The organism is Shewanella woodyi ATCC 51908, from assembly GCF_000019525.1.
Lineage (GTDB): Bacteria > Pseudomonadota > Gammaproteobacteria > Enterobacterales > Shewanellaceae > Shewanella > Shewanella woodyi.
In genome coordinates this window covers 102,564-115,807 of record NC_010506.1, presented here as the reverse complement: position 1 = coordinate 115,807, position 13,244 = coordinate 102,564, and the positions used below count along the sequence as shown (strand labels likewise).

The 13,244-nt window shown below is 45.6% G+C and carries 11 protein-coding genes; 8 read left to right on the top strand and 3 right to left on the bottom strand.

What is annotated here, in order from left to right; genetic code table 11:
• Positions 1 to 357 precede the first annotated feature (357 nt).
• Positions 358 to 1,716 carry an isochorismate synthase gene (locus SWOO_RS00500; protein ID WP_012322743.1) on the top strand — a complete coding sequence of 453 codons (1,359 nt, stop codon included), beginning with the start codon at positions 358 to 360 and terminating at the stop codon, positions 1,714 to 1,716.
• A gap of 44 nt (positions 1,717 to 1,760) precedes the next feature.
• On the opposite strand, the gene SWOO_RS00495 is transcribed toward SWOO_RS00500, so the two are convergent.
• Positions 1,761 to 2,501 (bottom strand): substrate-binding periplasmic protein, encoded by a 741-nt coding sequence (locus SWOO_RS00495; RefSeq protein WP_041417863.1) that lies wholly within the window; start codon positions 2,499 to 2,501, stop codon positions 1,761 to 1,763.
• 300 nt (positions 2,502 to 2,801) lie between these two features.
• Between SWOO_RS00495 and SWOO_RS00490 the strand changes: the two genes are divergently transcribed.
• Positions 2,802 to 3,473 carry a 7-cyano-7-deazaguanine/7-aminomethyl-7-deazaguanine transporter gene (locus SWOO_RS00490; RefSeq protein ID WP_012322741.1) on the top strand — a complete coding sequence of 224 codons (672 nt, stop codon included), beginning with the start codon at positions 2,802 to 2,804 and terminating at the stop codon, positions 3,471 to 3,473.
• 207 nt (positions 3,474 to 3,680) lie between these two features.
• Positions 3,681 to 4,145, top strand: a complete 465-nt coding sequence (locus tag SWOO_RS00485) for a GNAT family N-acetyltransferase (protein WP_012322740.1) — start codon at positions 3,681 to 3,683, stop codon at positions 4,143 to 4,145.
• A 566-nt stretch (positions 4,146 to 4,711) separates the two neighbouring features.
• Here SWOO_RS00485 and SWOO_RS00480 read toward each other — a convergent pair.
• Positions 4,712 to 6,829: a sensor histidine kinase gene (locus SWOO_RS00480; RefSeq protein ID WP_012322739.1), complete on the bottom strand. Its 2,118-nt coding sequence runs from the start codon at positions 6,827 to 6,829 to the stop codon at positions 4,712 to 4,714.
• A gap of 4 nt (positions 6,830 to 6,833) precedes the next feature.
• On the bottom strand, positions 6,834 to 8,213 hold the full coding sequence (locus SWOO_RS00475; RefSeq protein ID WP_012322738.1) for a sigma-54-dependent transcriptional regulator: 1,380 nt from the start codon (positions 8,211 to 8,213) through the stop codon (positions 6,834 to 6,836).
• A gap of 282 nt (positions 8,214 to 8,495) precedes the next feature.
• Between SWOO_RS00475 and SWOO_RS00470 the strand changes: the two genes are divergently transcribed.
• The 5 genes from SWOO_RS00470 to SWOO_RS00450 all read left to right on the top strand — a co-directional run bounded on the left by SWOO_RS00470 (position 8,496) and on the right by SWOO_RS00450 (position 13,227).
• A complete protein-coding gene (locus tag SWOO_RS00470) occupies positions 8,496 to 9,308 on the top strand; it encodes a substrate-binding domain-containing protein (protein WP_012322737.1) in 813 nt (270 codons plus the stop codon).
• Positions 9,309 to 9,402: 94 nt separating this feature from the next.
• The gene (locus SWOO_RS00465) at positions 9,403 to 10,110 is read left to right on the top strand and encodes an ABC transporter permease (protein ID WP_012322736.1); all 708 of its coding nucleotides are present in this window, start codon (positions 9,403 to 9,405) and stop codon (positions 10,108 to 10,110) included.
• Between the two features lie 3 nt (positions 10,111 to 10,113).
• On the top strand, positions 10,114 to 10,833 hold the full coding sequence (locus SWOO_RS00460; protein ID WP_012322735.1) for an ABC transporter ATP-binding protein: 720 nt from the start codon (positions 10,114 to 10,116) through the stop codon (positions 10,831 to 10,833).
• Positions 10,817 to 11,407: a molybdenum cofactor guanylyltransferase MobA gene (gene mobA / locus SWOO_RS00455; protein ID WP_012322734.1), complete on the top strand. Its 591-nt coding sequence runs from the start codon at positions 10,817 to 10,819 to the stop codon at positions 11,405 to 11,407. The genes SWOO_RS00460 and mobA overlap by 17 nt, the downstream gene beginning before the upstream one ends.
• A 14-nt stretch (positions 11,408 to 11,421) precedes the next feature.
• Positions 11,422 to 13,227, top strand: a complete 1,806-nt coding sequence (locus SWOO_RS00450) for a bifunctional molybdopterin-guanine dinucleotide biosynthesis adaptor protein MobB/molybdopterin molybdotransferase MoeA (protein WP_012322733.1) — start codon at positions 11,422 to 11,424, stop codon at positions 13,225 to 13,227.
• Positions 13,228 to 13,244: the final 17 nt, after the last annotated feature.

The following is a 13,244-nucleotide window of genomic DNA, read 5'->3' as shown; positions in this document are numbered from 1 at the left end:
TCGCTCAAGCAAATAAAATCATAAAACAAACCTAGATCGACTAATTCATACATTATCTGAGGAAGAGGCAACACAAGAAGGACAAAATGTCTAAGATGGACAGGGTTTTGGACAAAAAGAAACACGCTTAACGAATATAGCCAAGCTCATGAAAATACGTTCAAAATAGGAGGTTCAGTGTTGAATTTACGGCTAACCTCACAGCTTGGCAGGCTGCAACTTGACACTTTTTCCCGCGCACATTACTTTGTGTTAAAGATTATTGTTCACACGCTTGATACTTTGCTATTCCCCACTATTTAGGGATCTGGCCTTAGCTGTAATCTTCGTTATTTCTGATATGTTTTGGAGTTTGAATTGGCTGTCTACTCGTTGTCACAGGCTATTGCCTCTCTTACTGACACTTTAAAACAACTCAAATTTCAAACACAAAGCGATCCTATCATTCAACTGTCTGTGTCTATTAAGCCTGTTCCAGCCATCGCTTGGCTTGCAGCTCAACCTTGCTACCCAAGGATCTATTGGAAGGGCAGAGACACGGAAGAGGAAGTGGCAGCGATCGGTTGCTGTAAAGATTTCTTCTACGCAGATAATATTGATGATAATCAACTCTCTATTGAATATCAGAAGCAAAGAGCGCTCTCAAACAATCAAGATATCCGTTATTACGGTGGCGTTGCTTTCGATAGAACCACAGAGTGTTGGCCTGAATTTGGCCGTGCCCACTTTGTCCTTCCTCGGGTCGAGCTTAGGCGTCATGGTAACGACTACAAGCTGCTGGTAAACCTAAACTGCGAAACGGGTAACGCCGAATCAGAACGCGATCAGGCCATGACGAGCTTAGCTCAGCTTGCTTCTCCAAAGCCTCTACCACCACCAAACAAGATAAATATCTTAAGTCGTAGCGATCGACCAGACCGCTACCGCTGGACTGAACTGGTTAATCAGGTCACTCATCAAAAGTTTATCCAAGAGACCCCTAAGGTTGTGCTCTCCCGTTTAACTCAACTTGAGATAAATCAACCTGTCGATCCTTGGATGCTACTTGCTTGTTGGCAAGGGCGGAATAAAAACAGTTTTCAGTTTGGCTTTCAGTTTAGTCCCGATAGCACCTTTATCTCCTGTACTCCGGAGCGGTTATATCGGCGTAGACAAAGAGAGCTATTCACCGAGGCTCTGGCAGGCACCACTACCAGAGGTTTGAACCTTGAAGAGGACAAGGTGCTTGCTCAGACACTGATGGAAGATAATAAGAATAGCCATGAGAACCGATTGGTCAAAGATCATATTGTCGATGCGCTAACACCTCTGAGTAATTATGTGGGTGCAGAGAGCATTCCTAAAGTGTTTAAGCTCAGTCACATTCAGCACCTTCATCGCTCAATTCGTGCGGAGTTAAAGCCTGGGGTTGATGACTTTCAGTTACTTCAAGCGCTACATCCAACACCGGCAGTTGGTGGTTTACCCAAAGAGCCTGCCATGAGTTTTATTCGCCAAAGTGAAGGCTATGCCAGAGGTTGGTATGCGGGGGCATGTGGTTACTTTAACAAGTACGAGAGTGAATTTGCTGTGGCGATTCGCAGCGCGCTAATCGAACCTGGTCGTATCAACTTGTTTGCTGGAGCAGGCATAGTGTCAGGATCTGAGGCCGACTCTGAGTGGATAGAGCTGGAGAATAAACTCACCACCATACTCTCAATTCTTACCGAGCTTTAATACCAATTAGCATAGAGCGATCAAATCTTTGTACTGATTGGTATCTAACGCAAAAGTCTGCTGGCCTCCTGACCCATATACTGCTGGAATAGTCTATCTAGCTCACCACTGTCGATCATTTTTTGTAGCTCAATATCGAAGTGAGCTTTTAATAGCGCTCCCTTACTGTTTTGGGCAAACACAAAATAGATCTCGGCTTGAAATATATTCTCAATAATCACGAATTGTCTGGGCTGAGCCAATTTTGCAGCTTTCGCTAGCATAGCTGGCTTATAGTCCAGTACCGCATCTATCCGACCCCGATTAACTCGATTAAGCATATCCAATAAGTTGCTGCTCTCCTCGTAATACATGGGAACATCAATAAACTCATCGTAGCGATAGGCCAGCAACGCCTGCACTTTTTTAAAAGAGAGGCTATTAACCCCCTCCCATATCTGTGCCATTTCAGGTGTTAACGCAACATCGACACTATCAACCTCAACCGCATGTTCACTATATAGCGCCTTCGTTTTATCACCCACATAGAAGCCTAACGCTATATCGGCACGTTCATGATTGAGCAGGTACCTGACTCTGGAAAAGGGAGCTATGTCTATCTCAAGCGTCCAATCCTTTTGTGGAAAAACATGTTTTAAGATATCGAAGTAGAATCCAGTTCCATCTTCATTGGTGTAACCAAGCCAAGACTCAGTCGCGACCTGTATGGTTTGAGGGGTTGCCATTAACTGAGGAGAAACCCAGCTTGAGCAGAGTATGAACAAGTAGATTTTTAGTCTATTCATTATATTGTTATAGGCCATTGTTGAGAGTTAGCGCGCTCTCGTTAATCTAAAAGTACTCAGTGCCAATCAATAGATAGTCAGGGAATACCGTCACCTAATTTTAGAACAATTTATCCATTTTTGATGAGTATCTTAAAAATGCACTTGTCACTCACGAAAAGATCTCTATAATTCTTCGCCCTTAACAGGATCCGAAGCGACTTAATCATTCATTATCGCCACCGAAATTCAAACAAGTTATATGCAACAGCGGGTTCCCTCACCCCGCGACCGTGAAAACGTAATTAAAAAGGCCACAAGATGTTAACCTTAACGACCACACAGGTCCGTCGTGCACTATTGTTGCTCGTCGGCTTCCATATCTCCATTATTTGCGCCAGTAATTACTTGGTTCAACTGCCCTTTCAGATCTTTGGGTTTCATACCACTTGGGGCGCATTTAGCTTTCCATTTGTGTATTTGGCAACGGATCTGACCGTCAGAATATTTGGCCAAAGTCCGGCACGGCGCATTATCCTCAAGGCGATGCTGCCAGCGCTGCTTATCTCCTACCTAATGGGAGTACTCTTTCATCAAGGCAGCTTTCAAGGACTAAGTTCACTATCTGAATTTAATACCTTTGTATTTCGTATCGCCTTTGCCAGTTTTGCCGCCTACTTAGTCGGTCAATTAATGGATATCACTGTATTTGCAAAACTCAGAGATACTCGCTCTTGGTGGGTAGCTCCAGCAGCTTCAACCTTAATAGGCAATCTGGTAGATACGATTGTCTTTTTCGCTCTGGCCTTTTACGCTTCAACTGATGCCTTTATGGCTCAGCACTGGCCCGAAATCGCAACGGTAGATTATGGATTTAAACTGATTGTCAGCTTAGGCCTATTCTTGCCTGCCTACGGCGTTTTGCTAAAAATACTCGAGCAGAAGATAGTTAATCCATCTCAGGCTACTGGTGACCAACAAAACTTAGCCTAAGCGCCAACACGACCAAGCAAGCATTACACCGTTAATGCTTGCTAATTAATTGCTTAGCGAGCCCCCTCTCAATTTTGTGTAAAATTTCCTCAAAAATACTGGACAGACCAGTTGTTTTTATACCCAAGCTTCAACTAAAATAGCCGCCTTTCCAATTTCATGGCTGGCTAATGTTCTTTTGCATCTAGCTAAACAGAGAGAATCAAGATGTATCAAGTTGAAATAGTGCAAGCAACCATAGTCACTCCAGAGTTGTTACAAAGCCTTATGGAGCTTAATCAAGCGATCCCTGAATTTGATAACGCTTACCCAATGACAGAGTATCAAACACGCCTATCAGACAAGCCAATGTTGGCATTGTTTATCAAGGTTGAGGGAGAAGTTGCTGGGTTTAAACTGGGATATGAACGTGATAATGGCCAGTTCTACAGCTGGTTGGGCGGGATCTTACCTGAGTTCAGAGGCTTAGGTTTAGCAAAGCAGCTACTACAAACTCAAGAGCGTTGGGCGAAAGAGCAGGGCTACCATCAGATTGAGGTAAAAACCTTAAATCGCTTTACCTCCATGCTTAAGATGCTTATTTCAAACCAATATCAGATCACCAATCTTAAGCAAGACACTGATAAATTAGAACTTAATAAAATAAGCTTACAAAAGTCATTAGTGGCCTAATGTAAAGATTGGATAAATGGTAATTAAAAACTTGCCAGCTCAAATGATAATGATTACTATTTGCATGCGTTCCAAAAACTCTTAATACATAACTGAACTAATAAACACTTCATCTCTGGTTATTGTTCGCTCCCTTCAGATTCTTGTCGGGTTATGTATAACGAGTTTGCAAAGCACGACATTGCTCACACACTCTTATAGCCGGGATATTATTTTCCCGGCATTTTTTTGTCTAAATTTCAGCTTAAAGATCCACTGGTCATCCACAGCATTCCCCACAACAAGCCAAGCTTGTTGCTAAAGGCTATAACGTAAAGCTATTTTATTCAGTAACTTAACAGAAAAGTAAAAAAAGTGAACAAAAAGACTTGCCAACCCAAATGATAATGATTACTATTTGCATGCGTTCCAAGAACTACTCAGAAATAAGATAACGAAGCACTTCATCTCTGTTGACTTATTTTAGTAATTTTTGAACTAGTTCTCTCTGCAAGACATTGCTCACACACTCTTATAGCCGGGATTTAATTTTCCCGGCATTTTTTTGCCTAGCAATCAGCCCAGCATCAACTCTCGTTAAAATGCAGCCCTTTGTAGGGGGTGTCATTCTGATCTTCTTTAGCTTTATGGTAGAGACCTATGGTAAATAGCGTCCCCTTGCCCACGGTGGAGCTCACTTCTATGGTGCCACCAATACGCTTGATGATCCCGTAACTCAGAGACAAGCCTAATCCTGTCCCATCGGCTCTGGTGGTATAAAAAGGATCGAAGATACGATTAAGTTGCTCCTTAGGGATCCCCTTACCTTCATCTTCCACCTCTATCTTCACACCAATAGGCTCATCCTTCACAACCCAGTCATAGGTGCGTATCCAGATGCGTCCATCTTCATTCATCGCATGGGCAGCATTGACCACTAAATTAATCAATACTTGAAGCAGCTGAGGACGATTAACCTCAATGGGGTAACTGGCATTGAGCTCCTGAGTCAGCACCACCTTCTGCTCCTTAATCGAGTGCCTAACCAACACCAACATCTCTTCGATAATAGGGGTGAGTTGATGCATCTCTAAAGGCGCATTGAACTCTCCTGGTCGGCTGTACTGCAGAAGACTACGAATAATAGTGCTAATTCGTCCCACCTGCTGGATAACCAGCTCGATCTCCTCCTCAACACAATCGGCGTTCTGTCCCAATTCAAACTTAAGCAGCTCCATATTTCCCAAGATAACCGCTGTTGGGTTATTGATCTCATGGGCGATACCCGCCGTTAACTCACCCAAAGCGGTAAGCTTTTCATTGGTCACCAACTGCTGTCTGGTTTCATTTAACAGCTCGACGTTATTTTGTAGCTCAACCGTCTTCTCCTGAAGACTGCGCGTGCGCTCCTCCACCTTCACCTCAAGCTGCTCTGCTGCCGCTTGGATCTGAGTATTACGCTTCTGCAGCAGATCCAACATGCGATCAAACTGCTCCGCCAAATTGGATAGCTCATTGTCACGCTCTAGCCCTAGTGAGCCAATACGTAAGTTACGTCCCGACTGCACCGCCTTAACAACATGGTGAATACGCTCAATAGGCTGAAGTAAACTGTACGCCCCTCGATAAACCAACAGTCCCGATACCAGCAGTACCAACATCAAGATGGTACCTAATTCGATAATATTCAGTAGATAATTATGGATAAAAGGCGATTCTGAAAATCCTGTGTAGATCATGCCAACTCGCTTGCCCTGCACATCTTCAAGGGGCGCATAAGCCGAGATAAACCAATCATTAAATACAAAAGCGCGATCGACCCAAAGCATCCCCTGAGTTAACACTTTTGACTTCACCTCCTCAGAGACCAAGCTACCTAAGGCTCGACCAACGGATTGATCGCCTTGGGGGAAAAAGTGCAGCGGTACATTGGTGCTAATGCGGGTATTGTCGAGGAAGATAGTGACAGTACCTATAGAGCGTTCAGGAAGTGTGCCCTTGTCATAAACCAGATCGCGAATATGATCGACAATACGGATATCGCGATTAAATAAAATACCGCCATCGAGATACCAGGAGACATTACCATGTGCATCGGGCACAGGGAGCAGGCTACGGCTCAACATCCCCCGCTCCTCCACACTCTTACTTGGCTTTTGAGATCTAGGCGTTTCAACAAGGGGGATACTGGCAAGCTTAACCAACTCAGGATCAATTCTGGCTAGACGCTCCGGTGATAACACCATCAACCCAGAAAAGGGAGTGACCCCATTCACTCGCTGCAACATCTGACGAAGATCGGGATCGGCTGCCGCTTCAGAGACACTCACTAACCGTAAAAAGTCTAAATTAAGCTGCTCTTTTCGCTCTTCGAGTAAACTATCTATCTCATCTCTATATTTTTGTTTAGTGCCGGAAAACAATCTAAAGTCATTTTGAAATGGCCAAGATTCCATCACCATCTCAAGCTGCTTCTCTTGACTGCGCTGCACTGAAATTAAGGTGTTATTGGCAACAGTAAGATCAGCTTTCACCTTCATAAACAGCTGCTTGCCCGTGTAGCTAATGTTCCAGTAGATGGTGATAAACACTAAGCTTACCAAGGTTAACAATATCGGGAGCAAGGTTAAAATCAAGATGCGATAACGCACCTTTGCCTGCATCTGCTGCCAGTTAATGCCAAAAATTCGTGGGAAGAAAGACATCCTATTATTCTCCGGCACTTTCACTGTCAAACCACTCTTTATACTTTCTATCTAGGGTCTTTCTAGAAACACCAAGATCCCTTGCTGCCGCAGATTTATTACCATTATGAGCATCGACAACCTGAGTCACATGGTGCTTTTCGACCTCTTTAAGGCACCAATTGAGCGGATAACCCGACTCACCTACCACTTCGGCTTTTGGCTGCTGCTTCCAATACTCAGCCGGGGGTTTGCCAAGTAAAATACAGCGTTCAATCATATTCCTTAACTCACGGATATTACCCGGCCACTCATGCTGCTGTAGCTTTAGCATATCTTCATGGCTCCAGACCACCTCCTTCACCCCAAGCTCAGACGCAAGTTGGCGGGTGAAGTGATGCGTCAACTCCACCACATCTTCGGGTCTCTCTCGCAAAGGAGGAATTAAGATATCGAGCACATTGAGTCGATAGTAGAGATCGCGTCTGAAATGGCCAGCCTCAACCTCTTCAGCCAATTTTCTATTTGTGGCAGCCAATACCCGGACATCAATATTGGTCTCTTTTTCACTGCCTACAGGCCGGATGGTTCTCTGCTCAAGTACGCGCAACAGTGCGGTTTGCATCTTAAGTGGCATCTCGCCAATCTCGTCAAGAAAAATAGTGCCGCCAGAGGCAAAACTAAATAGACCTTCACGATTGCCTTTAGCACCAGTAAATGCCCCAGCACAATGGCCGAACAACTCACTTTCAAGTAGCTCAGGCGCGATAGCACCACAGTTAACGGGAACAAAGGGGCCCTGCCTTCCACTAAGCAGATGCAGCTGTCTGGCAACCAGCTCTTTACCTGTGCCTGATTCACCTTCAATCAAAATAACCGCATTGGTTGGCGCCACACGCTCAATAATGTGTTTCACCTCCTGCATAGCATCACTGCTGCCTATGATGGTAGAGGATTGACCTATAGAGACCTCGCGCCTAAGCATCAGGTTTTCACGCTTAAGTAGACGCCGTTCGATGCAGCGATCAACCGCCTTCATCATCTGCTCTAAATGAAATGGCTTCATAATAAAGTCTGAAGCACCTGCTCGCAGCGCTTTAATGGCAACATCCATATCGGCGTAACCCGTCATAAAGATGATATCTGAGCGGCGCTCCTGATCATTTAAGGCTTCATGCCACTCAATTCCTGAACGTCCAGGCAGGCGAATATCAACAATAAGTAGATCAAAATGGCAGCGACTTCGTAGCTGCTCAGCATCTTCAACGCTGGAAGCGGTCTCGACTAAGGCAAACTTTTTCGAGAGGGCTTTTTTCAAAAAGCTGCGCATTCCGGGCTCATCGTCAACAATAAGCACAGAAACGGCTGATGGAAGGGGTTTTAGCTCTTTATTACTCTGGCTCATATTGTCTTCTTTAGGACATTTTGACTCATATACTGGTGATTCTATCACCATAGTTGAGCAAATAGGTCACTGTGAACCAAAGAATGAGGCACGTGGGACAAAATGTCTGTATTGGACCATTTCTATTTGCGATGGAGATCACAAAGCCCAATGTTTTGTGAAGCAAAAATCGGACAGGATAAGTTGGCACTCAACTTGCTAAATAAGTCTCTAAGAGTAATACAAAATTTTAAGTGGTCCATCTTGGCAGAGGGCCATTTCCATAAACGCCAAGGAGCAAGAATGTTAAACCTTAAATCTATCTTCAGCTTAGCTTTAGCTGCAACTCTAGTCACAGCTATGCCTGCAACAGCAGAAGAGATTATCAAGTTAGCGACAACAACCAGTACAGAGAACTCAGGTTTATTGAAAAACCTACTGCCTAAATTTGAAGCAGAAACTGGTTATAAAGTACAAGTGATAGCAACAGGCACAGGCAAAGCATTAAAACTTGCTCGCCAAGGCGATGTGGATCTAGTGATGACTCACGCGCCAGCGGCTGAAGCAAAATTCGTTAACGAAGGCTTCGGAATTTTGCCTCGTGGCATTATGGAAAACGATTTTGTGATCTTAGGCCCTAAAAATGACCCAGCTAAGATCCGTGGCAGTAAGACAGCAGAGGAAGCATTTGCTAAAATAGCCAAGTCTGGCGCCACCTTTATCTCTCGTGGCGATAACTCTGGCACTAACATGAAAGAGTTAATTATCTGGAAAAATGCCGATATCGCGCTGACTTTTAATGGCTACAAAGCCGTAGGCCAAGGCATGGGTAAGACACTATTAATGGCTAGCGAGCTTCAGGGTTACACCCTGTCAGATCGTGGTACATTTGTAGCGTATAAAGCAAAATTAGATCTTGCGATTGATTATGATGGCGGTAAAGCACTAGCAAACCCTTATCAGATCGTATTAATTAACCCAGAAAAATACCCTGAACTGAATCATAAAGGCGCACGTGCCTTTAGTGACTGGTTAATCGGTGCTGAAGCTCAAGGCATGATTAATAGCTATAAGGTTCAAGGTGAGCAACTATTTAAGGCAACATATAGCGAATGACCCTAAGGTTCTGCTTAAGCTTTTATTTACAATCTTGTGTAACAGGCACACCTAATGTTCTAGGTGCGCCATTTTTCAAATTGGTGTATCACAGATGAATGAAGGCTGGTTAGCCCTTATACAGCAGGCCTTAGGCCTGCTGTTTTCATTGGATCCAGATGTATGGTCCATTGTTTCTGTCTCCTTTTCTGTCTCTTTTGCAGCACTGGCGATCACTCTACTTCCCTCAATGATATTGGGTTTTATTCTGGCTTTCGGACGGTTTCGCGGACGCTGGTTTATCACCAATATGATCCAAACCCTGCAATCGATCCCCACAGTCGTTATCGGTCTACTGGTTTACCTAATGCTGACTCGCATGGGTCCCTTGGGCGATCTAAGATGGCTATTCACGCAAAAGGGGATGATACTGGGTCAGATGCTGATCTGCGCCCCCGTGCTAGTCTCGATGAGCCAAGCCGCTTTTACTAGTGTCGATAGGCGTGCATGGGAAACATCACGTACCTTAGGCGCCTCTTGGTTCAGATCCATCTGGACACTCTGCAGAGAGCTAAAAGTGCCTCTACTGCTGGCCATCGTCGCGGGATTTAGCCGAATATTAACTGAAATAGGCTGCTCAATGATGGTGGGAGGTAACATTGCCGATGTCACCCGTAATATACCCACGGCCATCGCCTTGGAAACCAGTAAAGGGGACTTTGCACAAGCGATAGCGCTTGGCTTAGTGCTGCTTATCCTGTCACTTGTTCTCAACTTCACCTTAGGTACGCTAAGGGGAAAAGCTGAGCCGAGGAGCCATTAAGATATGGTTAAAGTGATCGCTCAAAATATCGAGATGCGCTTTGGTGAGCGCAGGCTCTTCGCCGTCGAGAGAATACAGCTCTCTCAAGGTCAAACCGTACACCTGCAAGGTGATAACGGCAGTGGCAAAACCACCTTGATGAAGATGCTAGCAGGCTTGATTGCACCAACCAAAGGTCAAATCACCACTCAAGGCTTCGCACCACTGCCTTGGTGGCGTTCAAACTCTCTGCTGGGCAAGGCAGTTTATCTGCACCAACACCCCTACCTGTTCGATGGCAGTGTTGAGTACAACCTGCGCTACCCGCACCCATTTTGCACCATAAGCAAACAGCTTATAGAGCAAAGAACCCAGGATGCGATAGAAAAAGCAGGCCTGACTCATCTCACTAAGCAAGCAGCCTCTAGTCTATCTGGTGGTGAGCGGCAGCGTCTGGCTATCGCCAGAGCTTGGATTATGCAACCCAAGTTACTCATGCTAGATGAGCCGACCTCTAACATGGACACCTACTCTCAAGAGTTAGTCTTAGCTATGGTCAAAGATCTGCAACAGCTAGGTACAGGAATGCTAGTCAGTAGCCATCAATCTTGCGCACTAACTAGTTTATGCGACCAAAACTGGCGTATTGAGAATCAAGGTATTAGCTCATCAATTAACGATGCAAGCTGCGCCACGAGTCCCCAAACAACATTACAGGAACCAAGATATGTCATTGCGAATTGATGCTGTCATCTTAGCTGGCGGCATGGCCAGACGTATGGGTGGGAACGACAAAGGTTTAGTCGAGCTATTAGACAAGCCTATGATAGAACATTCGATAGATCGGATAAAACCTCAAGTTAAGGAGATCATGATCAACGCAAATCGTAACCAAAGTCGTTATGCTGACTTAGGTTACCCGGTTTTCAGCGATGAAGACTCAGGCTACTTAGGGCCGTTGGCTGGTATGATCACCGCCATGGGACAGACTCAAGCAGATTATCTGTTAGTGGTTCCTTGTGATTGCCCACTGTTACCTTTAGATCTTGTTGAGCGTATGCTGACTAAAATCCAGAGTGAGGGCGCTGAGCTTGCCGTGGCAAGCGATGGAAAACGCGAACAGCCTGTCGTACTGCTGTTAAAACCCAGTTTACGTGACTCCATGAAGGCATTTTTAGATGGTGGCGAGCGTAAAATAGATTTTTGGTACGCTAAACATCACTGTGTCGTGACCGAATTTTCAGATCAACCTAATGCCTTTATTAATGTGAATACGCCAGAACAAAAACAACAACTTGCTGAGGCAATTGCCAAATAATATTCGAGGTATCAATGTCTACTCCCTTTACCAATCCGCTGTCGATCCCTGTCCTCGGATTTTGTGCCTACAGTGGCACAGGAAAAACCACTCTGCTGAAGAAGCTCATTCCTGAGCTGAATAATCGCGGCATAAAACTCGCCGTCATTAAGCATGCTCATCATAACTTCGATGTGGATATTCCCGGTAAAGACAGTTACGAGATGCGCAAAGCTGGCGCAAGACAGATGTTGGTCGCCTCCCATATACGTTGGGCATTGATGACAGAAGATGAGGTCGATGAAGCGCCCGAACTGCCTCACCTACTGCAGCAGATTGAGCAAGACGCCGTCGATATCGTACTCGTCGAGGGATTTAAAAAGCTTGAGCTGCCTAAGATAGAGCTTCACCGTGCCGCCCACGGAAAACCCTTTATTCATACCCACGACAGCAATATTCAAGCGATCGCCTGCTGTGACGACACACAAGTTCCTAGCGAACTACGCCGACTCGATATCAATGACGTAGGCCAGATAGCCGACTTCGTTATCGAATATGCTCAAAACTGGCAGCCCACCAGCAAGCTACCTTTAACGCCCCAAACCCCGGAGTGCGGCTGCGAACTCGATAGCAGCAAAACACTTTCAGTCTGCCAAGGCATAGAGAAAATACTCTCCTATGTGACCCCTGTAACTGAGCACAAGCTTGTCGAACTCGACGAACTCAATGGCCGCGTACTCGCCCAAGATGCAATCTCACCAGTAGATGTACCTCAACAGACCAACTCGGCCATGGACGGTTATGCGTTTAACTACTCTGAGCCCATGTTAGAAAGCTACACCTTAGTCGCCGATGTGATGGCGGGTCACCAATATGCTGGCACCCTGCAAGCTGGTGAAGCTGTACGCATCATGACAGGCGCACCAGTACCCGCAGGTGCTGATACCGTGCAGATGAAAGAGTTGGCAACAGAGAGCGGCAACAATGTGAGCTTTCAAGGTGATATCACCTTAGGTCAACATGTCAGACTGGCAGGTGAAGATATCGCTAAAGGCAAAACAGCGCTAGCGGCTCATAACCGCCTGCAGGCACCAGAGCAAGGTATGCTCGCCTCACTAGGTTTTGGCAAACTGCCGGTATTTAGACGCCCTAAAGTCGCCGTGTTCTCAACTGGTGATGAAGTGTGTGAGCCCGGTGAACCACTCAAAGCAAGCTGCATCTACGACTCAAACCGCTTTACCATAAAATCGATGGCAAGAAAGCTAGGTTGTGAGGTGATCGATTTAGGCATCATACATGACTCAGAAGAGGCACTAGCAGATGCACTGAGCCAAGCGGCGGTAAAAGCCGATGTGGTGATCAGCTCAGGTGGAGTTTCCGTTGGCGATGCCGACTTTATCAAGCTGGCTCTAGAAAAAGTGGGACAGATTAACTTCTGGCGCATCAATATGCGTCCTGGCAGGCCTTTGGCCTTCGGACAGATAGGTGACAGCCTCTTCTTCGGCTTACCGGGTAACCCAGTTGCCGTTATGGTCTCCTTTATGCAATTTGTCCAACCCGCCCTAAGAAAGCTTGCGGGCGAGAAAAACTGGAGCCAGACCATGGTTCCCGCTGTTGCCGATTGCAAGATGCGCAGCCGTGTCGGACGCACCGAGTTTACTCGAGGTGTATTTCACTTAGCGGCAGATGGCAAGCTACATGTAACCACTACAGGTGCACAAGGTTCAGGGATGTTGAGCTCAATGGTAAAGGGAAACTGTTTCGTCGTTATCGGTGAACAAGATGAACAGTTGAATCCAGGTGATACCGTTTACATTCAACCTTTTGCCGACCTTTTATAGGTAACTCTGTAGGGTTC